Raw genomic sequence first — 26013 nt, forward strand, 5'->3', positions numbered from 1 at the left:
GGGGACGCCGACGATCGCGCAGAACGGCATGGAGCTGGGCGACGGCGCCGCCGTGACGGCCACCGACTGCCAGGTGGGCGGCCACCACTGGATCGGCGTGGGCTGGACCTCCACGGGTCTGCTCCTCATCGACGCCTCGCCCGTCACGCTGACGGACTTCGACTCCAGCGGCGACCAGGTCTGCGTCTACGCCTACGACAGCGACCTCGCGCTGAACGGCGGCACGCTGCTGCACACCGGCAGCGACCCCGCCTACGATGGGCTGACGATGTACAGCAGCAGCGCCTATCCGGCGCCCGGCGGGCCGCGCGTCGAGGCGCAGCCCTTCGCTGCTCGCGCGGACGGGGGCGGGCGGGCGGCCATGGCGGTCAGCCTGACGGGTGTCACGCTCACCGGCCAGAACCGGCCCGGCAGCTGGGGGCTGGACGCCTACGCCGAGGCCGACCAGATCACGCTGGTCGCTGAGGGCTGCACGATCAGCGGCTTCGAGACCGGCGCCTGGATGGAGGAGGCGGGCGGCGTGCTGCTCGCCGATCTCACCGACAACGCGATTCGGGACAACGTCGACGGCGTCTGGTCGAACACAGCGGCGCCCGTGGACGCCCGCCGCAGTTGGTGGGGGCATTTCACGGGCCCCTACCACACGACGCTCAACCCGGTCGGCCAGGGCAACGCGGTCAGCGACAACGTGCTCTTCGAGCCCTGGACGGGCATGGCGGGGATCGCGCTGCTCCCAGCGAGCAGCGGACCGATCACCTGCAGCCAGACCAGCCTGCTCACCGTCCACTACGCGCCCGATCCCGCGACGCCGGCCCTGCGCGGCTACGAGATCACGCTCGACCCGAGCGCCGAGCTCGGCATCGGCGCGGGTGACATCACGGATCTCGGCGCCCCCTCGACGGGCTCGGCATGAGCGACTACTTCGACGTCATCGACAACGGCGACGGCACGATCACCGTCTCGGCGGCCATCCTCGGCGCGACGAGCGGCCTGACGACGGCGGCCGACCTCTTCACCGTCGCCGTCCACGGCGCGCAGACGGGCGCCGGCACCCTGGCGATCAGCGACTACAAGCTGCGCGACCTGGACAACGCCGATTTCTTCGCGACGGTCGCCGGCGCCGACGTGCTCGTCGACTGCACGCCGCCCGACGTGCCGGGACTCTTCCCCGAGCCGACCTACACGCAAGGCACGAGCAACACGCTCGCCTGGAGCGACATGGCGGCGAGCGGCGCCATCGAGTACCTGATCCAGCGCGCCGAGGACGCCGGCTTCACGCTCGGCCTGGCCGACAGCGGCTGGATCGCGGGCCTCAGCCACCTCTTCGGCGGGCTCGCGGACGGGCAGATCTACCACTACCGCGTCAAGGCGCGCGATGTACTGCTCAACGAGTCGGCCTGGTCGGCGGCGGAGTTCTCCACTCAGGACGACACGGCGCCGGTGACGGCGGTCGATCCGCTCGCGACCTACCAGGGCGCGGCGAGCTGGAACCTGAGCTACGCGGCGAGTGACGCGACGAGCGGCGTCGCCACCGTGGAGCTCTTCTACCAGTTCGCGGGCGGCGCCTGGCAGTCGCTGGGCGCGGTCGGCGCCAGCCCCGTGAGCTTCATGGCGCTGGACGGCGACGGCCTCTACGGCTTCTACACGGTGGGCACGGATGGCGCCGGCAACGTCGAGCTCGCGCCCGCTGCGGCTGATGCGGAGACCACGCTGGACACGATGCCGCCGGCGGGCACCTTCGTCATCAACGCGAATGCGGCCTACACGAACACGCTCGCGGTGAGCCTGGACAGCGGCATCTCCGATCTCCACCCGCCGCTCGAGATGCGCTTCAGCAACGACGGCGTCGGCTTCTCGGCCTGGGAAGCCTACGCGGCGGCGCGCGCCTGGACGCTCGCGGCCGGCGCCGACGGTCCGCGCACGGTCTGGGCCGAGTTCAAGGACGCCGTGGGCAACGTCTACGCGGTGCAGGACGCGATCGTCTACGACGCCACGGCGCCCGCCGGCATCAGCGGCCTCGCGCTGGAGACCGGCCACCACAAGATCACGGTCACCTGGAACGATCCCAGCACCGCGGACCTCGCCGGGCTCGAGATCTACCGCGGCGTCTACCGCGACGCGGCCTACGTCTCGGCCTACCCCGAGTACGACGACCTGCCCGGCGCGACGATGCCGGCGCGGCCCGCGAACCGCGCCGCCGCGTACGCCAGCCCCGAGTGGGAGCTGGCCGGCACGGCCCTGCCCGGCGACGAGATCTTCGTGGACGCGGGCGCGCCGCGCGGCGTCTACGTCTACCAGGTCTTCACGGTGGACGTGGCGCTGAACTACGGCCCGGGCCAGGCCGGACCGCCTTACCTGCCCACGCACGGCAAGGCCAACTACTGGCTCGGCGACGTGGACGACTACGGCACGGGCGACGGCTTCTACGACGGCTTCGTCAACATCGGCGACATCACGGTGATGGCGGCGACCTTCGGCCTCTGCGATGGCGCCGGCGGCTACAACAACGAGGTGGATGTCGGGCCGACGAGCAACAACAGCCCGCAGGGCATCCCCACCACCGATAGCTGCATCGACTTCGAGGACCTGATCATCATCGCGATCAACTACGGTGAGGTGGCGCCGCTGGCGACGCCGCCCGCAGGCGCGGGCGATCCGGTCTTCACCTGGTACCGCATCGACGAAAACACCTGGGGCTTCGGCTTGCTCGAGCCCGGCGTCGGCCTGCAGGGTCTGCGCCTTTGCGCGACGCTGCCGGAGGGGATGGCACCTCAGGTGACAGCCGGGCAGGGGCTGCTGGCGGCGGGCCGCCACTTCCTGGCGAACATCGAGGCCGGCGGTCTCGATGCGAATCTGGCGCTCCTGGGCACGCCTCACGCGTTCACGGCAGCCGGCGAACTCCTGCGCGTGACCCTGCCCGCGGGCGTCGCGCCCACGGATCTCGCCATCACGGCGCGGAGCACGGACAACGCCGCCCTCCACTTCACTCTCGACGATACCGCGATCCCCGAGCTGCCCACGGTCTACCGCGTGGCGCAGAACTTCCCCAATCCCTTCAACCCGAAGACGGCGATCCGCTTCGACCTGCCCGAGGCGCAGGTCGCGCGCGTGGCCGTCTACGGCGCGGACGGCCGCCTCGTCAAGCAGTTGCTCGACCGGACGCTGCCCGCGGGGTTCCATCAGGTGGTCTGGGACGGCACCGACAGCGCGGGCGCCCAGGTCGCCTCGGGGGTTTACTTCTACAGCGTGCAGGCGGGGCCGCTCAGCGAGACCCGCAAGATGCTGCTGATGAAATAGGGCCGCCGGCGCCACACTTGTCGGAGGGGGGCGCGACCCGGCGCCCCCCTCCCCTTCGCGGAGGACGGCCATGCGCAGCCTCGTTTCGGCTCTCCTGCTGATCCTCGCGACTGCGTCCGCCGGCCAGGCGGCCGTCGCGCTGCGCTTCGCCCCCGCGGATCAGACCGTGCCCACGGGAAACAACGCGACGCTCTCGGTCATGGTCGACGAAGCGATCGCCATCCGCACCGTCGAGCTCACGGTGACCTACGATCCGGCAATCCTGACCAGCCTCGAGGGCGATCCCGGCCAGCTCTTCCTCGGCTCCGGCTGCACTCTCTTCCCCGACTTCCAGGACGATACCCCGGGCCAGTGGTACGGCGCCTGCGTGGCCCTGGGCTTCAACTGCTGGGTGACCGGCCCCGGCGAGCTCTATCGCTGGACATTCAACGGCACGAACCCGGGCACCAGCCCGATCACGGCCATCCAGGTGCGCCTCTACGACCCCGCGGCCAACGTGATCGCGGACGTCACGCTGCCCCCCACGACGGTGCGCGTCGGCGAGGGCACGGCCAGCCCGCCGCCGCCGGCCCCCGGCCTCGGCCTCGAGCTCGCGCCCAACCCCTTCAACCCGAGCTGCCGGATCACGCTGAGCGGCGGCGCGGGTCCGGCCCGCCTCGAGATCTTCGACCTCGCCGGCCGCTGCCTGGCGGCGCCCTGGCAGGGCGAGCTCGCCGCCAGCGAGCGCTCCTTCACCTGGGAGGCTCTCGACGCGTCCGGCCGCCCGCTGCCCAGCGGGGTCTACCTCTTTCGCCTGAGCGACGGCACGGGCGCCGTCTGCACGCGCCGCGGCACTCTGCTCAAGTAGCCGGCGCCCCCTTGCGCCTCGCCAGGGCGGCTGCTAGCTTGTCCGCGTTCCCTATCCGCTTCTCCCGCATTACCCTGGCCCAGGATGGATGACCATGGCAGACAAGACCGCCGATCTCGCCGGCCCCGGCGTCAGCACCTACGAGGAGGTCGCCAAGGCCCTCCCCGTCGGCTACAGGTCCGTGCTCACCCCCAACGAGACGCAGAAGGCCCTCTACGCCGTCAAGCGCGCGATCGAGGACGGCCTGGCCCGCGAACTCAACGTGATGCTGGTCCAGTGCCCGCTGATCCTCGAGAAGAGCAGCGGCATGAACGACTACCTGGACCGCGACGGCTCGCGCACCCCGGTGGACTTCCTGGCCGGCCTCGGCCTGCCCCAGCGCATCGAGGCGCAGGTCGTGCAGGCGGCCACCAAGTGGAAGCGCTTCGCGCTCAAGCAGTACGGCTGCCAGGTCGGCGAGGGCATCAACACGGACATGCGCGCCGTGCGCAAGGACTACTTCCTGGACCACGACCACAGCAGCTACGTCGACCAGTGGGACTGGGAGCGCGTGATCACGCCGGCCGACCGCAACCTCGACTTCCTCACAATGATCGTCAAGAAGATCTGGAAGGTGCTCGTCGAGGCGGAGGAGCTGGCGCACGACATGTATCCCCAGCTCGACAAGTACGAGAAGATGCCGCGCGAGCTGGTCTTCCTGCACGCCGAGGAGATCCTCGAGCGCTACCCCGACCTCCCGCGCAAGCAGCGCGAGACGAAGATCATCCAGGAGCACCCGGCGATCTTCATCTACGGCATCGGCCACACGCTGGACGACGGCTATCCCCACGAGATGCGCGCCGCCGACTACGACGACTGGGTCACGCCCAGCGTCGTCAAGAAGGGCAAGCAGATGCACGGCCTCAACGGCGACATCCTGGTGTGGAACAAGATCACGCACCGGCGCCACGAGCTCTCCAGCATGGGCATCCGCGTCACCAAGGAGACGCTCAAGCAGCAGCTCAAGATCACGGGGCAGGAGCACTTCCTGAACCTGCCCTACCACAAGATGATCCTGAACGACGAGATCCCGCTCAGCATCGGCGGCGGGCTCGGCCAGAGCCGCATCTACAGCTACATCCTCAAGAAGGCCGCCCTCGGCGAGGTGAGCGTGACGATCTGGCCCGAGCAGCTGCACAGGATCTGCGCGGAGAAGAACATCCACCTGCTGCGCTAGGCGCCCACAGCAGATCCAGGCCGACGACAGAGAGCCCTTCCGCTCGACTCCGCACTGCGTGAGTCGCTCGCGGAAGGGCTCTCTGCCGTCGGCCCCGTTCCCTCCGGCCGCCTAGCGCAGCGGGTGGATGGGCCCGCTTGTCCCCGCCGCCTGCGTGGGCACCGCCGGCGCCGGGCAGCGCCCGTCGGGTAGGCGCCGCGCTCCTCGCAGCGGTAGGGTGAAGCGGCTCGTTTTGTACACGTGTACACTCCGCCTCGGCGTGGCAGGCGCGCTGGCATGGCCGCAGTCGCGGCAGAGGCGGCGGCGCAGCAGGCGGGCGATCCGCCCCCGGGGGCGACTCCTCCGCGCTGCGCGCTCGTTCCCGGTCGGTCTGCCCGAGCCCATGGGTTCGCGCGCGCCCATCGGCGGCAGTGCTGGGGGCTGCGTGAGGGGCTTCTCCCGAACGTCGTTGTTTCGACTTCGGGGGAAGCCCCTCACGCAGCCCCGAGGATTACTTCCGGTGGTCGCGCACGAAGGCCTCGAGCTCGGGCAGCCCGCCCTGGAAGAGCAGGTACCCATCGTGGGTCTCGCGCTCGGTGATGTCGTCCGCCACCGGCGTTGTCATGATGCGCTTCAGCTCGGCGAGGTCGGCGCTCTGCCCCAGTGCCCAGCCCAGCTTCATGTAGGCCACCTCGGGCAGCATGTTAGCCAAGGGCACCACGCCCATCTCCATGATCTCGCGGCCCGTCTCGTAGACGTACATCTGCACGTAGCCCCAGAGCGTCTGCACGGTCATGAAGACGGCGACGCCCGCCGCGCGCGCCCGCTCGAGCGCCGGGTAGACCGGCCGGTTGACGTGCCCGAGCCCCGTCCCCGCGATGACGATGCCGCGGTAGCCGTGGTCGATGAGCGAATCGAAGATGTCCGCCTTCATGCCCGGGTAGTAGTAGACGATGGCGATGCGGTCGTCGAAGACCGGCGTCGCCCGGAAACCGGCCAGCGCGGCCGCCTTCGCCTCGGCCCCCCGGCCCGCCACCGCCGTGCGGAAGCGGCGCTGGTTGTAGTCGCGGCGCAGGGGGCGCAGGCCTTCGCGGCTCACGGTGGCCAGTGGCGTGTCGCTGATCGTGCGGAAGGTGCTGCGGTAGCTCGAGTGCATCTTGCGCACGCGGGTGCCGCGGTGGAGCAGGCCGTACTGGTCGCTCGTCGGCCCGAACATGCAGACCATCACCTCGGCGATGTCGCCCTGGCCCGCGGTCACCGCGGCGTGGATCAGGTTCAGCGCCGCGTCCGAGCTGGGGCGGTCGCTGCTCCTCTGGCTGCCGACCATCACGATCGGCACCGGCGGGTTCTGGAGCATGAAGCTGAGCACGGCGGCCGTGTGGGCCATCGTGTCCGTCCCGTGGCCGATGACGATGCCATCCACGCCCTCGCGGATCGCCGCCTCCACCGCGCGCGCAGTGCCGATCCACTGCTCGGGTCCCATGTTCTCGCTGAAGACGCCGTAGAGCTTCTCGGTCTCGAGATTGCAGACCTCGGCCAGCTCGGGCACCGAGCCGTAGAGCTCCCCCGGCGTGAAGGCCGGAATCACGGCGCCCGTGCGGTAGTCGAGGCGGCTCGCGATCGTGCCGCCGGTGCCGAAGAGCCTGACGAAGGGCTTGCCCGCGTCGCGCGGGAAGGCCCTCTCGGGCACCTTGTAACGGGCTTCCTTGCGCCCCACCTCGACGAGCCGCGCCACGGTGTCGACCTGCAGGCCGACGTTGTAGCCACTGGCCAGCTTGAGGACGAGGTGCTCGGCATCGGCCGTTTCGCTGCGCGGCAGGATGATGCCGCGGAAGTCGCCCTGGCTGGTCTCGGCCTCGACCTCGCTCCAGACGCCGACCCCGTGCCGCTCGAGCAGCGCGCGCCCAGCGCCGCGATAGCCCTTGAAGCGCTCCCCGCTTTCGCTCATCGGCGTCGCCCTCCCTTCGGCGCGGGGACCGGCGCCCCGCGCGTCGCGGCCGCGAGCTGCCCGCGCAGGCGCGCGCCGGCGCAGCTCACGCCCAGGCTCTCGCGCAGGCGCCCGAGGCGATAGCGTTCGAGGCTTTCGCCCGCCAGCGGTCGAGCCGGCGGCGGCAGGGCGGCGAGCGCGCTCGCCAGGCGCGCCGCCAGGGCCGCGTCGTCGAGTGGCGGCGGCGGCACGGGCCGCTCGCGCCCGCCGCTGCGCGCCCAGCGCGCGAGGGCGGCGCGGTCCGTCTCCCGCGGCGCCGTCGCCAGGAACTCCGGTAGCCAGTCGAGGCCCACCGCGTCGGGGAGACGCAGCCCCTCCCGCTCGAGCGAGCGCCAGTGGGCCGTGAGCGCGAAGGCCAGGCGTCGCAGCGCGGCCGCATCACCTTTCAGCGCGCCCCTCAGGGCGAGAAAGCTGCCCGCTCGCCCCTGGCGCTGGAGCTGGCCGGCCAGTTCGGTGCCGAGGCCCGCGGCGGCGAGCGCGGCCAACTCATCCCAGGGGCGCGGCGGCAGCGCGGCGCGCAGGGCCTCCCAGTCCCGCGTAGGCAGGGGCCGCGGCGGCAGGTCGGTGTCGGGGTACATGCGGTCGGGTCCGGGCAGCACGCGCTCGAAGCGCGTGGTGCCGTCCGGCTGGGCCTGGCGCGTCTCGCGCGGCACGCCGGCCAGCGCCTCCTGCGCGCGCAGCTCGATCTCGCCGAGGGCGGTCTCGAGGTCGCGCGGCCCGCCCCAGACCATCAGCATCGGCGTGTCGTCGCTGACGCCGAGGATCTGCCGCACCCGGTGCCACTCGCTCCAGGTCGGCCCGTCGTCCAGCTGCTCGCTGGAGACCAGGTTCGGATTCCGATCCAGGCAGGCCACCACGCGCACGCGGTCCCGGAATTCGCCGAGGAAGCGCAGGCCGGGCTGCACCTCCCGCCGCAAGACACCCTCGAAGCCCGGCAGAGCGATGACACCGAGCCGGTCCCCCCGCGCGAGCGCCTTCTGCACCGGCCGGTACTGGCAGTTCTTGAACAGGCCCGTCACCTCGGCGCGCAGGCCCTGGTAGCCGACGGCCGGCAACCCGCGCCCCGCCAGGATCTCGCGGATCTCGAGCAGGCTCTTCTGACGCAGGGCCTCGTTGTGCACGAGCCGGCCGATGGCCGGAATGCGGCTCACGCCCTTGATCTCGATGCGCGTGCCCCCGCGCACGCTCACGTTCACGTCCTGCCGGGCAGCGCCAGCGCCGCGGCGCACCTTGCCGGTGGCGCGCGTGAGCCGGCGCACGGCCTGCGCCGCCGCCTCGACCGCGGCCGGCGTGTGGAGCGCCGGCGCCGTGACGACCTCGACGAGCGGCATGCCCAGGCGGTCGGTGCGGTAGCAGCGCAGGTGCCCCTGGTCGGAGAGCTCACGGCTCGAGTCCTCCTCGATGCTGAGCTGGAGGATCGCGAGCGGCACACCGTCCACCGGCAGCTCGCCCTGGACGCCGAGGATCGCCGTGCGCTGGAAGCCGGTCGGGATCGAGCCGTCGAGGTACTGCTTGCGCATCACGTGCAGCTCGCCCACCGGTTGCAGGCCGAGCAGCAGGGTGATCTCCATGGCGATGCCAAGCGCCTCCTGGTCGATCTCGAAGGGCGGTGCGTCGTCCATCTCGTAGGTGCAGACGCTCTCCTTGTTGAGCCGGTAGAGGATCTCCTTGCGCGTCTTGAACTCCATGAGCGCCGTGCCGTCGTACTCGCCGAGCTCGGAGAGCGTGGGCCGCATGTGGCGGAGGATCTCGGCGTCGAAGGCGTCGCTGTAGCGGCCGGCCGGGCAGCGGCAGAAGAGCTTGCGGCGCGTCGAGAGCTGGACGTGCACCTCCAGGCCGGCCTTGAGGCCCAGGGCGCTGTAGTCGTCGGCGCTGAGGGTGCCGTACTCGGGCAGCTGGGACATCGGGGCTCCGGTGGCTAAGGGCTTGCAGCCTCGCAAGGTACAGGAAGCGGCCGCCCAGTGCCAGCCCCGGCGACCGGGTGGCGGTGGCGATCAAGAATCATGAATCTTGAATCTAGAATACTGTTTGCATTACACTTGTGTGCGACTGTAGCCGGTCCTGGGCGAGCCCTCCGCGACGCGGCAGGCGCGGCGCTCCCGCTCAGGGCGAGGCTTGCTCACGGGAGGTGGGCGGAGGGATTCGCCGGCCGCCAGATCCTTGCTCCAGGCGCGGCGCCCGTAGGCGTCCGCAGGCTCTCACCCAACCCACGGGGGAATCGCATGCTGACAAAGCTCAAGCTCGCCGCCGTTCTCATGCTCATGCTGGTCGCGACCTCGGCGTTCGCCGTCCAGCGCGTGGTGCTCGTCGAGTACTTCACGAACACTAGCTGACCCTACTGCCCGACTGCGGACGCAGTCTTTGACGCTTTCGGCGACAATCACACGGACGACGAGGCCGCGCTCGTCTGCTGGCACATGAGCTGGCCCGGCTACGATCCCTTCTACCAGCACAACACCGTCGACAACAACGGCCGCCGCAGCTTCTATGGCATCAACGGGATACCGGCCTGGAAGATGGACGGTTACCTGAACCCCAATGCCGGCACGGTGAATGCGCTCTACGCGAGCGAGTCGGCCATTCCGACCCCGGTGACCCTGACGATCGTCGGCGCCTACGACGACGTCACCGGCTACGTTCAGTACACGGTGACGGCTTCCACGAACGAGACGCTGCCCACCGGCAGCTACCGCATCTTCGTCGCGCTGACGGAAACCGACATCTACTTCCAGGGCTCCAACGGCGTCCTCTGGCATCCGGACGTGATGCGCGACTGCTTCCCGACCCACGCCGGCACGGACGTCACCTTCAGCGGAGGTTTCCCCCAGGTCGCAACGGTCTCGGGCGACTTCACGCTGAACTCCATCTACAACTGGAACAACTGCCGTCTCGTGGCTTGGGTGCAGGACGTCACTGGCCAGAAGAAGGTCCAGCAGGCGGTGGCGGCCTTCGTGAGCGGTCTCGACCTGACGGACGCCCCCGCGGCGCCCGCCCGGGCGATGGCCCTCGGCGCGAACTACCCGAATCCCTTCAACCCCAGCACGACGATCCCAGTCAGCGTCGAGCGCACCTCGGCGGCGCGGCTGGACATCATCGCGCCTGACGGCCGGCTCGTGCGCACCCTTCACGAGGGCGAGCTGCCTGCGGGCACGCGCGAGTTCAGCTGGGACGGCACCGCGGCCAACGGCCAGGGCGTGGCCAGCGGCGTCTATCTCGTGCGGCTGCACAGCGCGGATGGCCTGCAGAGCCGCCATCTGGTCCTCATGAAATGAGCTCGCCTCCCTCCCCCTCGCGCGCGTTGTTTCGCGCGCGCGGGGAGGGAAGCGAGCGTCCCAGCGCGCGCGAGCCGGAGGGCAGCTCGCTGGTTTGGAAGACAGGGGGGGCCGCTGGGCTCCCCCTTTTCGTTGCCCGACCGAGATCCTTGCGCTTGCGCCGAGAAAGCTGAAGAGGCTAGACTTATTTTGTCTCCACGCAGTGACCGCCACCCTCGCCCGCAAGGAGGACGCAATGAACCGTCGCGCTCTCTGTCTGAGCATCCTGGCGTTGCTCGCCCTTGCGCTGCCAGCCAGCGCCGTCGAACGCATCGTCCTGCTCGAGAAGTTCACGAACACGGCCTGAGCGGCCTGCGGATCGGCGGAGCCGATCTTCGTGCAGTTCGTCCTGGACCACCCCGACTGCGTCGCCTTCATGCCGCATGTCAACTGGCCCCAAAGCAACGACCCCTTCTACGTCCACAACACCGCCGACAACAACGGCCGCCGTGCGCTCTACGGCGTCAATGCCGTGCCCTTCGAGATCCTCGACGGCGTGCTCGAGCCGGTCTACTTCTACACCTACGCCCGCATCCTGGCCGCCTACAACACGCGCAAGGCGGTGCCGACCGACGTCACGCTGAGCTACACGGGCCTCTACGTGCCCAGCACAGGTCAGGTGGACTTCACCGTCACGGCCTCGACGACCAGCGCCCTGCCCGCGGGGGACTTCCGCCTGCACATCGTCCTCACCGAGAGCGGCATCTTCTACGACGCTGCCAACGGGATCGACTACCACGAATTCACGCTGCGCAAGATGTTCCCGACCTTCAACGGAACGAGCGTGAGCTTCAGCGGCGGCTTCCCGCAGACGGCGCAGGCCTCGACGAGCTTCACGCTCAATCCGGCCTACGTGCCGGCCAACTGCAAGCTCGTCTACTTCCTGCAGAACCACACGACGAAGGAGGTCTTCCAGGCCGGCCAGATCACGCTGGACGACATCCAGGACCTGACGGACGTCGCCGAGCTGCCGCTGCGCCTGCGCCTGGGGGCGAACTACCCCAATCCCTTCAACCCGTCCACGACCATTCCCCTCAGCCTCGATGCCGAGGCCAGCGTGCGCCTGGCGGTGCACGACGCCGCGGGCCGGGAGCTGCGCGTGCTGCACGACGGCGCGCTGCCGGCCGGCAGTCGCGAGTTCCACTGGGATGGGCGTGACGCGGCAGGTCAGACCCTGCCCAGCGGCGTCTATCTGTTTTTTGTGACCGGCGCCGGCGAAACCGCCGGCCGGCGCGCGCTCTTGCTGAAATAGCTCGCTCGCCGCCTCTCGCGCCCGAAACAACGGGCGCGACCCGGCGGCGAGTTCGCTTGGCGAGATGCGAGGGGGAGCCGCTGGGCTCCCCCTTTTGCCTGCCCGCCGAGTCTGGGGATGACGGCGGCGCCGCGCCCTGCTAGGCTCCGCCCGGGAGGTGCGTCGTGCGCAGTCTCGGTCTATCTTCGTTCTGGCGCTGGGCGCTGGCCCTCGTGCTCTGCCTCACCGGGCTCCTGGTACAACGGCTGATCTCGAGCGAGCTGCCGCTGACCGTCGACCAGGAGTGGGCCGGCCGGCGCATCGCGAGCACGCTCGAGCAGGTGCACGTCGGTCCCGGCGGCCAGCGTCTCAGCGTGTCCGGCGGCGATGCCGACTGGACCGGCGAGTTGATCTGGCGACCGGTCGCCGGCGAGGCCGCATTCGCGCGCATGCCGCTGCGCAATCTCGGCAGCCTGATCACGGGTGAGATCCCTGCCCAGGCTCGGGGCCGGCGGGCCGAGTACCGCCTCGAGATCGAGACGCCCGCGGGCCTCCTGCGCCTGCCCGCGCAGGGCACCCTGGTCACGCGGTTCCGGGGCGCCACGCCGCTGGCCCTGGGCCTCGCTCACATCCTGCTGCTCGCGCTCGGCCTCCTGCTGGCCATGCGCGCCGGGCTCGAGGCGCTGGCCCTCGGCGATCACGCGCAGCGTTTCGCCTGGGGCAGTTTCCTCTGCGTCTTGGCCGGCGGCCTCGTCGTCGGCCCCCTGATGAAGCACTACGCCTACGGCCTGCTCTGGGCCGGGCCACCGCGCGGCCTCGACAGCACCGACAGCAAGACCCTCGTCCTGGCCCTCGCCTGGCTCCTGCCGCTCATCCTCAGGGCGCGCGGCCGCCGGGCGCGGCGCTGGATCGTGGTCGCCGCGCTGCTCAGCCTGCTCGCCTTCCTCGTCCCGCACAGCACTTTCGGCCCCGCCTGAGCCCCGCTGCCCAGGCAAGGAGAATTCGTGAAGGACATGCTCGAGGAGATCTTCGCGCTGCAGCGGGACTTGAACCGCTACACGCTGGCCCAGAACGGACAGGGCGACTACGACGCCATCCCCCGTGACCGCGCGCTGCAGAACACCTGGGTGCGCAACTACGCGCTGGCGATGACGCAGGAGATCGCCGAGTTGGTCGACTCCACCAACTGGAAGTGGTGGCGCACGAAGGCGGACCTCTTCGACGAGCAGAACCTGAAGGTGGAGCTGGTGGACATCCTCCACTTCTGGGTCAGCGCCTGCCAGGTGATGGGGCTCTCGGCCGCCGACGTCCACCGCATGTACTTGCAGAAGAACGCCGTCAACCGCCAGCGCCAGGACCGCGGCTACCTCGAGAAGGACGCGGCGGACAACCGCGGCATCGGCTAGACCGCGCCGGTTCGCCGACCTCAGTGCGTTCGGATCACGATGTAGACGGCGATCGCCAGGGCCACCGCCTCCTTGAGCAGGCTGGCCAGCAGCTTGCCGAGGAAGGCGCCCCAGCCGGCGCGCAGGGCCTGCGCGTCCACGCGCCGTCGCTGCCAGGCCTCCAGCAGCACGGCTCCGGCCGCGGCGCCGAGAAAAGCCCCGACGAGCGTGCCCACCAGCGGCAGCGCCGCGGAGCCGATCAAGGCGCCCACGATACCGCCGAGGAAGGCGCCGCCCACGCCCCACCAGGACGCGCCGTAGCGCTTCGTCATCGCCGCGCCGAGCAGGGACTCGAGCAGCTCGGCCAGCAGCACCGCGCCGAGCATGACGAGCAAGGCCACCCAGCCGATGGCCACGAAGCCGCCGAACCAGGCCGCCGCCAGCGCCAGCCCGAGCATCAGGAAGTTGCCCGGCAGGCCCAGCGGCACGAGGATCAGGCAGGCGAGCAGCCCGAGGTCGAGCCCGATCAAGCCCAGCACGCGCAGCGCGGTGTCGCCCATGGCCTCCCCTAGCCCAAGGTGATGGCGGCGAAGACCGCCCCTTGCGGGTCCTGCGCGACCGTGAAGCGACCGACCTTCGGAATGTCGCGTGGCGGCACGATCAGTCGCCCGCCGAGACGCTGCGCCGTTTCGGCCACGCGGTCCACGGAGGCGGTGGCGAAGTAGAGCATCCAGTTCGGCGGCACCGGCCCCATGTCGGGCGTGATCGGCATCATGCCGGCGAGCGAACCCTCGCCCTGCGTGAACTCGGTGTACTCCATCTCGGTGAGATCGCTCTTCTTGGCGCCCCAGTCGAAGAGGCCGCAGTAGAAGTCGCGGGCGCGGCCGGTGTCCGGCGTCATCAGCTCCGCCCAGCAGAGCGAGCCCGGTTCGTCCTTGAGCTGGGCGCCGTGGTGCTGGCCCGGTTGCCACAAGCTGAGCACGGCCCCCGTTGGATCCTGGAGGACGGCCATGCGGCCGAAGTTCATCACGTCCAGCGGGGGCGCGAGGAGCCGGCCGCCGAGCGCGCTCACGCGCACCGCGCTCGCTTCGAGATCCGCGACGCTGACGTAGGCGCTCCAGTGCGGCGGCACGCCCTGATCGGTCTCCTCGCTGCGCTGCTTGTGGAGCGCCCCGACCGACTTGCCCCCCCGAAAGAGCATCGTGTAGACCAGGCCCGGCGCGACGGGATCGTCGTGATGGGTCCAGTCGAACAGCTCGCTGTAGAAGCGCTTTGCAGCCTCGGGATCGCTGGTCGTCAGCTCGACCCAGCAGAAGGTGCCCGGGGCGTGGGCGGCAAACTCGGCCATGGTGACTCCTTCGTGTGAGAGGGTGCGGGCAGTCTAGCGGGCGGGCGCGGACGACTCAAGCGCCCGTCCCGCCCGGCGCGCGGGGGCCTTGCCACGCGGCGCGCGACCTGCTTGACTGGCCCCGCGCCCCGCCGGAGGAGCCATGCCTCGACTGACGCTCACGCCGGTGACCGCCTACGATTTCGCGTGCACGCTGACCGTGCGCACGACCGACCTCAACTATGGCGGCCACCTCGGCAACGACCGCCTGCTCGCGCTGGTTCAGGAGGCGCGTGTCGCCTTTCTCGCCGAGCGCGGGCTCAGCGAGCTGAACGCCGGCGGGCCGAGCCTGATCATGGCCGACGCGGCGGTCGTCTACCAGGGCGAGGCCTTTGCGGGCGATGCGCTGCGCTTCGAGGTCGCCGCCCGCGAGCCGGGCCGGGTGGGCTTCCGCCTCCTCACGCGGGTCACGCGCCCGGCCGACGGGGCGGCCATCGCTCTCGTCGAGACGGGCCTGGTCTGCTTCGACTACGCGCGGCGGCGCCCGCAGCCGCTCTCGCCCGCGCTGCGCGCCCTCTGCGGCGCGCCCGCGTCCTAGTCTCCCGGGCGCGAACTTCCAGTCCCCGTGACAGGGCAGTGACAACGCGGAAGCGCCGATCACTACCTTATGCGCCATGAATCCCCGGTTCGGCTCACCCCTCGCGCCCGGCAGGTGATCATGGCCCCGCGACCCCTGCTCGCCGCCTTGTTGCTGCTCGCGCCGCTGCTCGCCCACGGCGAGGAGGCGCCGGCGCCTCAGTACATCGCCCTGGACGACAGCACCACCCTCAAGGTCTACGCCCTCGACGCCGTCGTGGTCACCGGCTCGCGCACCGAGCAACGCCTGGCCGACGTCACGATCGCCACCGAGCTGATCCGGCGCGAGGACCTCGCGCGCTCGGGCGCGCCCGACCTCGCCGACTTCCTCGAGAAGCAGGCGGGCATCGTCGTCAACCACTCGCTCTTCGGCAGCGGCGTGCAGCTGCAGGGTCTGGGCAGCGAGTACGTGCTGGTGCTCGTCAACGGTGAGCGCGCACTGGGCCGCAAGGGTGGCGTCATCGATCTCTCGCGCTACGCCACCGACAACATCGAGCGCATCGAGGTGGTGAAGGGCAACCAGTCGGCGCTCTACGGCGCCGATGCGATCGGCGGCGTCATCAACATCATCACCCGCGGCAGCGAGCGGCCGCTCGAGATGGACCTGCGCGGGGACTTCGGCGACGGCGGCGAGCGGGACCTCGGTGCCAGTCTCGGCTACCGCGGGCAGCGCTGGACCAGCCGGACGACCGGCAGCTGGGACGAGGCGGAACCCTACGACCTTGCGCCCGCCGATCCCGAGACGAGCGTCGACGGCTTCCAGGAGCTGAGCCTGGCCAACCACAGCGAGTGGGACCTGGCCGATCGCCTGCAGCTCAAGGGCGACCTCAGCTACATCTCGCGCGACCAGGAGGGTGTGGACGGCGGCACCCTGGCCTCGCCGGCCGTCTTCGACCGCACGGCCAAGACCGAGATCTTCGCCTGCGCGCTCGGCCCCAACCACCATGCCGCCAGCGGCAATCGCACGCGGGGCAGCCTGCAGTTCAGCTACTACCTCGACCAGTACCTGGAGGACCAGCGCGGCTCGACGGCCCTCGATCAGTACCAGGAGACCCGGCAGCGTCTGCTCCACGGCTCCGCCCAGCACGACCACCTGCTGCCCGGCCGCCACCTGCTCTCCACCGGCCTGGAGGCCTTTCAGGAGTGGATCGAGACCGAGCGCCTCGCGAGCGGTGCCGAGGAGCGCGAGCGGCTCGGCCTCTTCCTGCAGGATCAGTGGGAGCAGGGACCGGAGGGGCGGCTCAAGCTGATCGGCGGCCTGCGCCTCGACCACGACTCGCAGTTCGGCACCCACCTGACGCCCAAGCTCAGCCTGCGTCGCGACCTCGGTCGCTCTGTGATCCTGCGCGCGGGACTCGGCCAGGGCTTCCGGGCGCCGGACTTCAAGGAGCTGTACATCTACTTCGCCCATCCGGCGGTCGGCTACGTGGTCTACGGCAACCCGGACCTCGAGCCCGAGCTCTCGCGCAGCGCCAATCTCGGCCTCGAGTGGCGCAGCAACCAGGGCTTCTGGCTCTCGGTGAACGCCTTCTACCACGACTTCGACAATCTCATCCAGGGCGTGCTCACCGACGAGCTGGTCGGTGGTCTCCGGAAGGCGGTCTACGTGAACGTCGCCGAGGCGACGATCCGCGGCCTCGAGTCGAACCTGCACCTGCGTCCCCTGCCGGCTCTGCAGGCCGAACTGGGCTACGCCTACCTCGACAGCCGCGACGAGGAGACGGGCTCCATCCTCGACGGCCGCCCCCGCCATCGGGGCACGCTGAATCTGGACTACCGCTTCGTGCGCGCGCGCGCGAACCTCGCCCTGCGCGCCTCGCTGGTCGGCGAGCGCAGCTTCACCCAGGAGACCAGCGGCCTCGCCTCGACCAAGGCCGATCCCTACGCCCTGCTCGACCTGCGCCTGAGCAAGGAGCTGGGCGAGCACCTCGGCCTCTCGCTGGCGGTCAAGAACGTTCTCGATGCGGGCGATCACGACTACCTGCGGGTCGCGCCGCGCCGCTTCGTCGCCGGCTTCAGCCTCAAGCACGGCAACCGCTGAACCCCTCACCCCCCCGCAAAGGAGTCCACATGAAGCTGCTTCGCCTGCTGCCCCTGCTGCTCGCGGTCGGCATCCTTGCCGGCGCCTGCAGCGACGATGAACTCGCCCCCACCGGCGACGACAACGAGACCGCGACGGTCGCGACCACCGACAACGGCGACGGCACCTTCACGACCGTCGTCGACGCCGGCTACCTGACCGCCACGGAGTGGATCTACGTCGACCTCGAGGCCGGCACCCAGGTGACGCCCGCCGATCCCGCCGCTTCCACCGAGTGGGATCTCGCCTTCAAGTTCGCGAACATCATCCTCAACGGCGGCGCCAACGGCAGCGGCGCCGCGGCGCTCCACGCCTACGACGACGGCGCCTTCGCCACCCTGGCGACCGCCCCGGAGACGGTCTACCTCACCGACACCGGCACAGGCGACGCCGGGCAAGCCTTCAACGCAGGCACGGGCTGGTACGACTACGATCCCATCTCGCACGCCTTTGCGATCCGGCCGGACCGCTACTATGCGATCCGCCGGGCGGACGGCTCCTACATCAAGCTCAAGATGATCGACTTCGTCGATGGCGCCGGCACGCCGGGCTTCCCGACCTTCGTCTGGGCGCCCATCGCCGGCGACTTCGCCGTGGCGACGGCCCTCGCCGGAGCGGCGCGGGAGACGGTGATCGTCGCCGCCCCGCTAGGCAGCAGCGACTGGGTGTACTTCAGCCTGGCGACCGGCCTGGCGGCCTCGCCCGCCGACCCCGCGAACGCGGACGACTACGATCTCGCGCTCAACTTCGCGAACATCCGCCTGAACGGCGGCACGAACGGCACCGGCGGTGTCGGCCTCGTCGCCTTCGACGACACGGGCTACGCAGCGCTGGCCACGGCGCCCGCGGCCGGCTACATCAGCGACACCGGCACCGGCGACAGCGGGCTGGCCTTCAACACGGGCAGCGGCTGGTACACCTATGACTTCATGACTCACACGATGAACGTCAACGCCGACCGCTACTACGCGATCGCCGGTGCGGACGGCAGGCACTACAAGCTCCGCGTGAACGCCTTCCACTACGAGAGCGGCGTCGCCGCCCACCTGAAGCTGGAGTGGGAACCGATCGCGGCGCCATAGACCCAAGAAACGGCGCCCCCGCTCCGTGGAGCGGGGGCGCCGCGCTTCTCCCCAGATCAAGAGGGCTCAACGACGGCCGGGACGCGACTCCGGCTTCGCCTCGGGCTTGCCGCGCTCCTTGCGCGAAGGCCGCTCCTCGGGCTTGGACGCCGGCTTGGATTCCGGCTTGGCCGCGGGTCTCGACTCCGGCCGGCGCTCCTCCGCGCGCGGCGGTTCGGGCTTCGCCTCGGGCTTGCTCTCGGGCTTCTCGGGGCGCACGGCCGGTTTGTCCTCGCGCTGCGCTGGGCGATCGTCGCGCTTGTCGCGGTCCTCGTCGCGGCGACTGGGCCGATCGCCGCGGCGATCGTCGTCGTCCTTGCGGCTGGGCCGATCCCCCGGCTCGTAGCGCCGGTCGTTGCGATCCCAGCGCTGCGGCCGATCCGGGCGGTCGTCCCGGCGATCCGACTTCGCGCCCCGATGATCCTCGCGGATCGCGACGGGCGGACGGCCGGGTTTGTCGCGATCCCAGTCCCCCGGCTTGACGACGTAGTGCACGCTCTTCCAGCGCAGGCGCGGGCCGTCGTGCCGATCGCGGTACCAGAAGTCGTACTCGGGGCGGTGGCCCCAGTGCCACCAGCGGCGATGGCACCAGTGGTGATCCCAGTGCCAGTCGACCCAGAGGTTGATGCTGACGTAGGGATCCCAGAAGGGGTCCCAGTAGCGGTCCGGGTACCACTGGTAGACGAGATAGCGCGGGTAGGGCACCACGGCGCGGACGTAGAACCAGGCGACGTCGCTGGCATAGCCGTCGGGGCCGCGGCCCTCGCCGTCCCAGGTCAGCTGTTCGTTGATCTCCCAGATCGCCTCCGACGGGTCGCCGCTGATGCGGCCGCCGACGCTCGCCGAGCGGTACCAGTACTCGTTGCTCGGCTCGAGCACGCCCAGGCGCAGCGGGTAGGGCGAGGCGACGGCGACGATGTACTCGATGCCCTTCGGCCCATCGATGACCAGGTCGTAGCGGTCCTCGGGGCCAGGGATCGAGTTGACCCGCCCGCCCTGCACCCACTGCGAGTCGCCGTAGCGGGGGTAGAGCAGGCTGAGGTAGCCGTCGCTGTCGACATTGTAGACGGCGACGTAGCTATCGGCGTTCGTGCGGAAGCGGATCGTCAGCCCCTGACCGTAGTCGTAGACGGCACCGTCCGCGTTGTCGAGCCAGACATCCACGTCCACGGGCCCGGCGGTCGACTGGTCGTAGGGCGTCACCGTCGCCGCCGCGGCCAGTGCCGGCAGCAGGAGCGCACTGAGGATCGCGATGAGCGTCTTCATGGTTTCCTCCTCTCCTAGCGACCGCCGGCGGCGTTGCGCGTGCCACCGGTGCGCTGCTTGAAGCTGTTGGCGTCGCCGGCCCGCGGGGCCTTGCCGGCGGCATTCGCCCCGGCGCCCGCGATCACGGCGAGCTCGGGATTGCCCTCGTCCACCTGGAAGGCCCAGTCGACCACCACGAAGTCCTCGCCGATCTCGCGCACGCGGAACTTCGCGAAGTGATTGTCCCAGGTCCAGACCAGGTAGGCGTGGCCCGTGTAGAGCCGCACCAGGTCCGCCTCGTCGAGAGTCCAGCCACCCTCGGGGGCCCAGTCGATCTCGTCGAGGGACTCGACCCAGCCGGCGCTCTGCAGGTCGGTGCCGTAGACGTCCTCCCCTACCAGGACGTCGGTGCTCTGCATCGCGTAGCGATCCCCATCCCAGAGGAGGTACATGTCGGCGTAGGGATCGTCCCAGGGGAGCACCATGTGCTGGTAGAAGCCCGAGAAGTCGACCCCGGCCAGGGCGTCCTCGTCGTAGACGGTGATCCGCCCGGCGGGACGCGGCGTGTCGTGGATGGTCTCGTAGCTGAGCTCGCTCTCGCGGCCGTCCCAATCCCGCGCCGCGACGGCGTAGTAGTAGGTGATGCCGTTGCTCACCTGGCCGTCGCGGTAGTACTCGTCGATGCTGGAGCCGATCACCGCGTAGGGACCGCTGGCGTTCGGGCTGCGGTAGATGCTGTAGCTGGCGAGGTCGGCGTCATGGATCGGGCTCCAGTAGAGCTCTACGGAGCGATCGCCCGTGACCGAGAAGACGCCCGAGGGGGCGGGGAGTCGCGGCTCCTCATGCCAAAGGCGGGAGCTGCGACAGGCGCCCAGGCCGAGGGCCATCGCCACCAGGAGTGCGCCGCGGATCAGGTTGCTGGTTATCATCGCGTGACCTCCGTTCCTCGCTGTCCTCGGGCCCGGCTAGCGGCCGCCTGCGCGGCCGTGAGACCGGGACTTCGGCTTGCTGTCCTTGGGCCTTGCGGTGTCCGGCCCGCGCTCCTCGCGGATGTCCTTGATCATCTCGCGCAGGCGGGCGTTGAAGCGCTTCTCGAAGAGCTCGAAGCGCGCCTGCTGCTCGAGGGAGAGCAGGGGGAAGGCCTGGCGCCGGAAGGCGCCCTCCTCGGCCTGCAGGCGCTCGTCCAGGCGGCGCATGTCCGCCATCACCGAGCGGATCTGGTCGCCGTTGCGGCTGGAGTCCTTGACGAGCACCTCCAGCGCCTGCTCGAGGCCGCGGCGCTCCTGGCGGTGCCGCGTGCGGGCGCGGTCGTAATCCTCGTAGAGCGGCACGAACTCGCGCGCGGCCTGCGAGTCGAGTCCCAGTTCGCGCACGAGCTCCCAGGACTTGACGTCGCGGATTTGCTGGCGCAGGTCCTGCCGCTCGCGCTCCTGAAGGGCCGCCGCCGGCGCCGCCGTCAGGCTCAGGATCAGCAGGCCGGGGACGATCGCCATCTTGCGCATCTCGGTTCCTCCTCGCGCTCAGCCGCGCAGGCTGGCCAGGCGCTCCGCCAGCGCCGCCATTTCCGTCACCGTCAGCTCTTCGAGCAACTGATCGGGATCCTCGTCTTCCGCTGCCAGCGACGGGCTTTCGTCGAGCAGGATCTCCAGCTCGCCCGCGCCGGCTGCCAGCTCCAGCTCCAGGGCCGCCAGGCCGGGCAGCGGCCCCTGCCCCTCGGCGATCGGGGCCCGCGGCGCGCCGGGCAGCTCGGGCGACCGCTGGCTCCACCAGAAGAGCGCGACCAGCAGCAGGATCGCCGCCGCGGCCAGGCCGCCCCAGGCCAGGCGCGCCGGCAGGGGCGCGCGCTCCGGCGTCGCTGGCGTCTCCTCGGCAAGCCCGCGGAGCACCCGCGCGCGCAGGGCCGGCCAGTAGTCCGCGGGCGGTTCGCCGAGGGGCCGCTCCGCCAGCCGCGCCAGCGTCCGGCGCAGGGCCGCCAACTCGCTGGCGCAGCCGGGGCAGCGCGTCAGGTGCTCGGCCAGCTCGCCGGCGGCGGCCGCGTCCCGCCCGCCCGCCCGCTCGGCGTCGAGGGCGTCCAGGAGGCGATCCTGCCAGGCGCGGCAGGCCCTAGTCGTCGAGCGCGTCTTCATCGCTCAGCTCCCGCTTCAACTTCTGCAGGGCCTGGAAGTGGTTGGCCCGCACGCCGCCCTCGCTGCGCTGGAGCGCGGCGGCGATCTCGCCGTAGTCCAGCCCTTCCCGGTGCCGCATCAGGAAGACGGCCCGCTGCTTCGGCGGCAGGGCGGCCACCGCCCGCTCGATGCGAGTGGCCAGATCCTTGCGCGCCAGGTCGCGCTCCGGCTGGCCGCGCCGCGTGCGCAGCCGCCGCACCACGTCGCCGAGGGCGACCAGCGGGTGCCGTCGCGCGCTGCGCAGCCGGCTCAGGCAGAGATTCACGGCGATCCGATGCAACCAGGTCCCGAAGCTCGCCCGGAACTCGAAACTCGGCAGGGCTCGGAAGGCTCGGATGAAGGTCTCCTGCGCGATGTCGTCGGCCGCGTCCGGGTCGCCCAGCATGCCCAGCGCCAGGCGATGGATCCGCTTCTCGTGCCGCTCCATGAGTGCGTCGAAGGTCCATCGCTCCCCCTCCAGGAATCGCCGGACGAGCTCGCCGTCGTCGAGTCCCGCGTGCCGGCTCACTGTCGATCTCCGGAAGCTTGGACGCCGGGGCGGCCGGTCCGTTTAAGGGCCCCGCCGCGTAACGACCGCGTAACGACTGGGAGCGATCCTCTCTCGCGACGCACCGGCAGGAGGCCGGCACCCAACCCGGCAAAGGAGGCCCGCGTGTCCACCTTCGTGGTCAGCTTCCTCGGCGATCCCCAGCGCAGCTTCCGCGGCCGGGTCCGGCACGTGGCCTCGGGCGAGGAGGCCGTTTTCGCCTCGGTCACCGACCTGCTCCTCTTCTTCGAGGAGACGGCGGGCTTGACGGGCCGGGACCCCGAGACGGCGGAGACGGCCCCGCCCCGGTTGGAGACGCCGGAGGGGCATCGGGACGCCTGAGGCGCTCCCCCAGTTCGCGCAGGCGCGGCGAGGGCGGCAGGTCCAGCTCCTCGATGAGCAGGCGCTCGTAGCGCTGGTAGTCCGCCAGGGCCTCTCGGCGCTGGCCGAGGCGGCGCTGGGCCTCGATGAGATGCCAGTGCAGGCCCTCGGCGTAGGGATCGCGCTCCAGCCCCTGGCGGCAGAGGACCGGCAGCTCCGCCCAGCGCTCGCCCTTCGCCAGGAGGCCAAGCAGCCGCTCCAAGGCCCGCAAGAAGCGATCGCGCAGGCCTTCCCGTTCGAGCACCGCCATCTCCTCGTAGGGGCTCTCGGCCAGGAAATCGCCGCGATAGAGCGCCAGGGCGGCCCGCAGCGCCGCCTCCAGGCCCTTCGCGTCGTCGCGCCGCCGGGCGGCCTCCGCGGCAGCCAGCCCGGCCTCGAACTCGGCCACGTCGTAGCGGTGCCCGGCTCCCGGATCGAGCCGGCAGGCTTCCTGGCGGTGCTGCACATGCGAGGGGCCCTCGTCTCGATCGAGCAGCCGCCGGAGCTGGAAGATGCTCTGGCGCAGGTTGCCGCGGCTGCGCTGCGGATCGGCTTCCGGCCAGAGCGCTTCGAGGATCTGCTCCTGGGGCACCCAGCGAAAGCGCTGTACGAGGAGCAGCTGGAAGAGCCGCAGCGCGCGGCGCGAGGGCCAGTCCTCGAGGCGCAGGCAGTCCTCGCCCCGCTCGATCTCGAGCGGACCCAGGGCGCGGACGTGCAGCGAGTGCCCCGGCGCCGCGCTGAGCTCCGCGGCCGCGGCCTGGGCAGCGCCGTCCCGGCGGCCGCGCGCGAGCCGCGCGAGCAGGCCGCGCGCGCCGTCGCCACCCAGCCGGCCGAGCAGCTCCACGAGGCGCAGCCGGCAGCCCTCGTCCGCGCTCTCCGCGAGTGGCGCCAGGGCGGCGAGAGCCGCCTCCCCCATCGCATCGAGGGAACGGGTGGCGTGCTCCGCCTCGATCCCCCGCGCCAGTGCCGCCGCCCAGAGGCGCGCGCAGGCTGCTGGCTGCTGGACGCGCAGGGCGCGCTCGTGCTCCGAGGCGGCCAGGGCGCTCAGGAATTCGGCGAGCGGCGCGTCGGCGAGTCGGCCGGCGGCGAGGGCGCGATCCAGGCGCAGGCAGGCGAGCCGCCGTCGCTCGAACTGGGCGTCGGCGGCCCCCAGCAGGCGCTCGGCGCGCTGCCAGTGCGGCCCCTCGTGACCGGGCGCCGCGGCCAGACCGAGCAGGGTCTCGCAGTGCCCCTCGTGCAGACGATGCCCCACGCTGCGCGCCGCGGCCAGCGCCCGGCGCAGGCGGCGGCGGGCGATGAGCCGATTGCCCTCGGCGAGATCGAGTTCGGCCAGGGCCAGGTGCGGGATGGAGCGCATCTCCGCCTCCGCCTCGCGCTCACCCAGTTCCTGCGCCCGCTCGAGGTGCGCGCGGGCGGCGGTGTACTCGCCCTCGAGGAAGCGCAGGCGGCCGAGGCTGTAGTGCAGGACGGCCAGCATCGTTGCGTACTCGAGTCGCTCGGCGATGCGCAGGGCCTCCTCGCAGCAGTCGGCGGCCTCGCGCAGCTCACCGGCCTCCACGAGCGCCCAGCCCAGCACGCCCAGGCTGTGGCAGATGCGCCGCGGGTCGCCCAGCTCGCGGAAGATGGCCACGGAGCGGCGGCCGGCGCGCTTCGCCTCGCGGAACTCGCCGCGCGGCCCGTAGACGTTGCCCACCAGCAGGTAGAGCACCCGCCCCTCGCCGAGCGCATCCTGGCGACGGCGGAAGATGCGCCCGGCCTGCACGAGCGCCGCGGCGCCCTCCTCCAGACGCCCCAAGTCGCAGGCCGAGACGCCACGGAGGCCGAGCAGGCGCCCTTCCACGGCCGGCCGCAGGCCGGGCTCGGCCAGGGCGCGGTCGCACAGGCGCAGGCAGCTGCGGTAGTTGCCTTGACGCATGGCGAGCTGGGCGAGCAGGCTGAGCAGCTCGACACGCCGCGGGCCGCTCGCCGCCCGGCGCAGGGCAGCCCGATAGGCGCGCGCCGCCTCGGTGAAGCGGCCCTGCACCTCGTGCACCCGTCCGAGCAGGTGCAGGGCCGAGGCGCTCGCTGCGAGCCGCGCTGCCGGCAGGCTGACGAGCAGCTCGCGGAGCAGGCTGTACTGGCCGGTGGCGAGCAGCTCCTCGCCCTGGCGCTCGCAGAGGGCGAGCAGCCCGTCGCTGTCGCCCGCCTCGGCGCTGGCCGCGGCGGCGCCGATCCAGTCGCCCCGCTGCCGCAGCAGGCCCGCCGCGCGGCTCAGCAGCGCCTGCCGCCGCGCTTCGCCCTCGTGCCGGGCGAGCTGCTCGCGCAGGCAGTCGCGAAAGAGCGCGTGCAGGCGGTAGCCGCCCGCCGCATCGGGGGCGAGGAAGCAGTTGCGCCGCGCCAACTCGGCGAGCCGCGCGGCCGCGTCGCGGCTTCCCAGCAGCGCATCGCAGAGCGCGGGCTCCTGGCGCGGCAGGATGGCGATCGCGCGCAGGAAGCGGCGGGTCTCGGCGGGTAGTCCGGCCAGCACCTCTTCGGCGAAGTAGGCGAACCAGTCGCCGCGCGCGGCGCGCAGGCCCGCGAGCGCCGCGGCGAGCGCGGCCGGCGTCGGCTCGGCAAGGCCCTGGAAGAGAATGCCCACGCCCGCCGCCCAGCCCTCGGTCAGGGTCGCAATGCGCGCTGCCTCCGCTGCCGGCAGCAGCTTGCCCGGAAAGCGCAGCGCATAGAGCGCCGCGATCTCCTCGGCGCTGAATGCCAACTCCGCGGCGCCGAGGCTGGCCAGCTCGCCGGCCGCGCGCAGGCGCGTCAGCGGCAGGTCCAGGGCTTCCCGCGAGAGAAGCGCCAGACACCCCGTGGCGGGTAGCTGGCGGAGCAGGCGCTCGAGCAGGGCCCGCACCGGCGGCGCTCCGGCCACGAGATGCAGGTCGTCGAGCACGACCAGGCAGGGCGCCGGCGCCGCGGCGAGCAGGGCCAGGGTGCCGCCGAGCCGGTCCTCGGGCTCCATCTCGCTCGCGGGATCGACGGGGCGGCCCAGGGCGCGGCGCAGGGCGGCCTCGAAGAGCCGCGCGAAGGCCGCGGAGTCGGCATCGCCCGCCTCCAAGCTCAGCCAGGCCACGGGACCCGCGTGCCGGCCCGCGGCGCGCGCGAGGAAGGCCGTCTTGCCGAAGCCCGCGCCCGCGGTGACGGCGAGCACGCGCCGACGTCGACAAGTCTCCCAGAGCTCGTCGAGGCGAGGGCGCTCGAGGTACAGGGCCGGCAGCCGGGGCGGCTCCAGCTTGGTGAGGACGAGCGAGGATGGCATGGCGCGGTCACCCGGCGGCTGGC

At 71.4% G+C, this 26013-nt stretch carries 20 protein-coding genes; 10 read left to right on the top strand and 10 right to left on the bottom strand.

Annotated elements, in window-relative coordinates; all coding sequences use genetic code 11:
* Nucleotides 1-909 precede the first annotated feature (909 nt).
* The 3 genes from FJ251_02375 (at nucleotide 910) to FJ251_02385 (ending at nucleotide 5360) form a co-directional block, all read left to right on the top strand.
* Nucleotides 910-3297: a T9SS type A sorting domain-containing protein gene (locus FJ251_02375; GenBank protein MBM4116572.1), complete on the top strand. Its 2388-nt coding sequence runs from the start codon at nucleotides 910-912 to the stop codon at nucleotides 3295-3297.
* 70 nt (nucleotides 3298-3367) lie between these two features.
* Nucleotides 3368-4144: a hypothetical protein gene (locus FJ251_02380; protein ID MBM4116573.1), complete on the top strand. Its 777-nt coding sequence runs from the start codon at nucleotides 3368-3370 to the stop codon at nucleotides 4142-4144.
* Between the two features lie 94 nt (nucleotides 4145-4238).
* Nucleotides 4239-5360, top strand: coding sequence for an aspartate--ammonia ligase (locus tag FJ251_02385; protein MBM4116574.1), 1122 nt, complete (start codon nucleotides 4239-4241; stop codon nucleotides 5358-5360).
* A 490-nt stretch (nucleotides 5361-5850) separates the two neighbouring features.
* On the opposite strand, the gene gatD is transcribed toward FJ251_02385, so the two are convergent.
* Nucleotides 5851-7287, bottom strand: coding sequence for a Glu-tRNA(Gln) amidotransferase subunit GatD (gene gatD, locus FJ251_02390; GenBank protein ID MBM4116575.1), 1437 nt, complete (start codon nucleotides 7285-7287; stop codon nucleotides 5851-5853).
* Nucleotides 7284-9230 (bottom strand): Glu-tRNA(Gln) amidotransferase subunit GatE, encoded by a 1947-nt coding sequence (gene gatE, locus FJ251_02395; GenBank protein ID MBM4116576.1) that lies wholly within the window; start codon nucleotides 9228-9230, stop codon nucleotides 7284-7286. Before gatE ends, gatD begins: the two co-directional genes overlap by 4 nt.
* A 513-nt stretch (nucleotides 9231-9743) precedes the next feature.
* On the opposite strand from gatE, the gene FJ251_02400 reads away from it, so the two are divergent.
* From FJ251_02400 to FJ251_02415, 4 genes are all read left to right on the top strand, one after another.
* Entirely contained in the window at nucleotides 9744-10598 is an 855-nt protein-coding gene (locus FJ251_02400) for an Omp28-related outer membrane protein (protein MBM4116577.1), read from the top strand.
* 376 nt (nucleotides 10599-10974) lie between these two features.
* Nucleotides 10975-11889 carry an Omp28-related outer membrane protein gene (locus FJ251_02405; GenBank protein ID MBM4116578.1) on the top strand — a complete coding sequence of 305 codons (915 nt, stop codon included), beginning with the start codon at nucleotides 10975-10977 and terminating at the stop codon, nucleotides 11887-11889.
* Between the two features lie 164 nt (nucleotides 11890-12053).
* Entirely contained in the window at nucleotides 12054-12845 is a 792-nt protein-coding gene (locus FJ251_02410; GenBank protein ID MBM4116579.1) for a hypothetical protein, read from the top strand.
* A 36-nt stretch (nucleotides 12846-12881) separates the two neighbouring features.
* Complete coding sequence (locus FJ251_02415; protein ID MBM4116580.1) at nucleotides 12882-13274, top strand: dUTPase; 393 nt, start codon at nucleotides 12882-12884, stop codon at nucleotides 13272-13274.
* Between the two features lie 20 nt (nucleotides 13275-13294).
* On the opposite strand, the gene FJ251_02420 is transcribed toward FJ251_02415, so the two are convergent.
* Both FJ251_02420 and FJ251_02425 read right to left on the bottom strand, forming a co-directional pair.
* Nucleotides 13295-13813: a DUF456 domain-containing protein gene (locus FJ251_02420; GenBank protein MBM4116581.1), complete on the bottom strand. Its 519-nt coding sequence runs from the start codon at nucleotides 13811-13813 to the stop codon at nucleotides 13295-13297.
* An 8-nt stretch (nucleotides 13814-13821) separates the two neighbouring features.
* The gene (locus FJ251_02425; protein MBM4116582.1) at nucleotides 13822-14601 is read right to left on the bottom strand and encodes a VOC family protein; all 780 of its coding nucleotides are present in this window, start codon (nucleotides 14599-14601) and stop codon (nucleotides 13822-13824) included.
* Nucleotides 14602-14743: 142 nt separating this feature from the next.
* On the opposite strand from FJ251_02425, the gene FJ251_02430 reads away from it, so the two are divergent.
* The 3 genes from FJ251_02430 to FJ251_02440 all read left to right on the top strand — a co-directional run bounded on the left by FJ251_02430 (nucleotide 14744) and on the right by FJ251_02440 (nucleotide 18378).
* Complete coding sequence (locus FJ251_02430; GenBank protein MBM4116583.1) at nucleotides 14744-15178, top strand: thioesterase; 435 nt, start codon at nucleotides 14744-14746, stop codon at nucleotides 15176-15178.
* Between the two features lie 69 nt (nucleotides 15179-15247).
* Nucleotides 15248-17257, top strand: a complete 2010-nt coding sequence (locus FJ251_02435) for a TonB-dependent receptor (protein MBM4116584.1) — start codon at nucleotides 15248-15250, stop codon at nucleotides 17255-17257.
* A 29-nt stretch (nucleotides 17258-17286) separates the two neighbouring features.
* Complete coding sequence (locus tag FJ251_02440; GenBank protein ID MBM4116585.1) at nucleotides 17287-18378, top strand: hypothetical protein; 1092 nt, start codon at nucleotides 17287-17289, stop codon at nucleotides 18376-18378.
* 66 nt (nucleotides 18379-18444) lie between these two features.
* On the opposite strand, the gene FJ251_02445 is transcribed toward FJ251_02440, so the two are convergent.
* The 6 genes from FJ251_02445 to FJ251_02470 all read right to left on the bottom strand — a co-directional run bounded on the left by FJ251_02445 (nucleotide 18445) and on the right by FJ251_02470 (nucleotide 25990).
* On the bottom strand, nucleotides 18445-19683 hold the full coding sequence (locus tag FJ251_02445; GenBank protein MBM4116586.1) for a DUF4384 domain-containing protein: 1239 nt from the start codon (nucleotides 19681-19683) through the stop codon (nucleotides 18445-18447).
* Nucleotides 19684-19697: 14 nt separating this feature from the next.
* On the bottom strand, nucleotides 19698-20591 hold the full coding sequence (locus FJ251_02450; GenBank protein MBM4116587.1) for a hypothetical protein: 894 nt from the start codon (nucleotides 20589-20591) through the stop codon (nucleotides 19698-19700).
* 36 nt (nucleotides 20592-20627) lie between these two features.
* Nucleotides 20628-21164, bottom strand: coding sequence for a hypothetical protein (locus FJ251_02455; protein ID MBM4116588.1), 537 nt, complete (start codon nucleotides 21162-21164; stop codon nucleotides 20628-20630).
* An 18-nt stretch (nucleotides 21165-21182) separates the two neighbouring features.
* Nucleotides 21183-21788 carry a hypothetical protein gene (locus FJ251_02460; GenBank protein ID MBM4116589.1) on the bottom strand — a complete coding sequence of 202 codons (606 nt, stop codon included), beginning with the start codon at nucleotides 21786-21788 and terminating at the stop codon, nucleotides 21183-21185.
* Entirely contained in the window at nucleotides 21766-22335 is a 570-nt protein-coding gene (locus tag FJ251_02465) for a sigma-70 family RNA polymerase sigma factor (GenBank protein MBM4116590.1), read from the bottom strand. The genes FJ251_02460 and FJ251_02465 overlap by 23 nt, the downstream gene beginning before the upstream one ends.
* A gap of 244 nt (nucleotides 22336-22579) precedes the next feature.
* The gene (locus tag FJ251_02470; GenBank protein ID MBM4116591.1) at nucleotides 22580-25990 is read right to left on the bottom strand and encodes a tetratricopeptide repeat protein; all 3411 of its coding nucleotides are present in this window, start codon (nucleotides 25988-25990) and stop codon (nucleotides 22580-22582) included.
* Between the last annotated feature and the right edge of the window lie 23 nt (nucleotides 25991-26013).

This window comes from bacterium (genome assembly GCA_016873475.1).
Taxonomy (GTDB): domain Bacteria; phylum Krumholzibacteriota; class Krumholzibacteriia; order JACNKJ01; family JACNKJ01; genus VGXI01.

Coding starts and splice junctions, on each gene's coding strand:
- FJ251_02375 (MBM4116572.1), top strand. CDS start 910: ATGAGCGACTACTTCGACGTCATCGACAACGGCGACGGCACGATCACC.
- FJ251_02380 (MBM4116573.1), top strand. CDS start 3,368: ATGCGCAGCCTCGTTTCGGCTCTCCTGCTGATCCTCGCGACTGCGTCC.
- FJ251_02385 (MBM4116574.1), top strand. CDS start 4,239: ATGGCAGACAAGACCGCCGATCTCGCCGGCCCCGGCGTCAGCACCTAC.
- gatD (MBM4116575.1), bottom strand. CDS start 7,287: ATGAGCGAAAGCGGGGAGCGCTTCAAGGGCTATCGCGGCGCTGGGCGC.
- gatE (MBM4116576.1), bottom strand. CDS start 9,230: ATGTCCCAGCTGCCCGAGTACGGCACCCTCAGCGCCGACGACTACAGC.
- FJ251_02400 (MBM4116577.1), top strand. CDS start 9,744: ATGAGCTGGCCCGGCTACGATCCCTTCTACCAGCACAACACCGTCGAC.
- FJ251_02415 (MBM4116580.1), top strand. CDS start 12,882: ATGCTCGAGGAGATCTTCGCGCTGCAGCGGGACTTGAACCGCTACACG.
- FJ251_02420 (MBM4116581.1), bottom strand. CDS start 13,813: ATGGGCGACACCGCGCTGCGCGTGCTGGGCTTGATCGGGCTCGACCTC.
- FJ251_02425 (MBM4116582.1), bottom strand. CDS start 14,601: ATGGCCGAGTTTGCCGCCCACGCCCCGGGCACCTTCTGCTGGGTCGAG.
- FJ251_02430 (MBM4116583.1), top strand. CDS start 14,744: ATGCCTCGACTGACGCTCACGCCGGTGACCGCCTACGATTTCGCGTGC.
- FJ251_02435 (MBM4116584.1), top strand. CDS start 15,248: ATGCGCCATGAATCCCCGGTTCGGCTCACCCCTCGCGCCCGGCAGGTG.
- FJ251_02440 (MBM4116585.1), top strand. CDS start 17,287: ATGAAGCTGCTTCGCCTGCTGCCCCTGCTGCTCGCGGTCGGCATCCTT.
- FJ251_02445 (MBM4116586.1), bottom strand. CDS start 19,683: ATGAAGACGCTCATCGCGATCCTCAGTGCGCTCCTGCTGCCGGCACTG.
- FJ251_02450 (MBM4116587.1), bottom strand. CDS start 20,591: ATGATAACCAGCAACCTGATCCGCGGCGCACTCCTGGTGGCGATGGCC.
- FJ251_02455 (MBM4116588.1), bottom strand. CDS start 21,164: ATGCGCAAGATGGCGATCGTCCCCGGCCTGCTGATCCTGAGCCTGACG.
- FJ251_02460 (MBM4116589.1), bottom strand. CDS start 21,788: ATGAAGACGCGCTCGACGACTAGGGCCTGCCGCGCCTGGCAGGATCGC.
- FJ251_02470 (MBM4116591.1), bottom strand. CDS start 25,990: ATGCCATCCTCGCTCGTCCTCACCAAGCTGGAGCCGCCCCGGCTGCCG.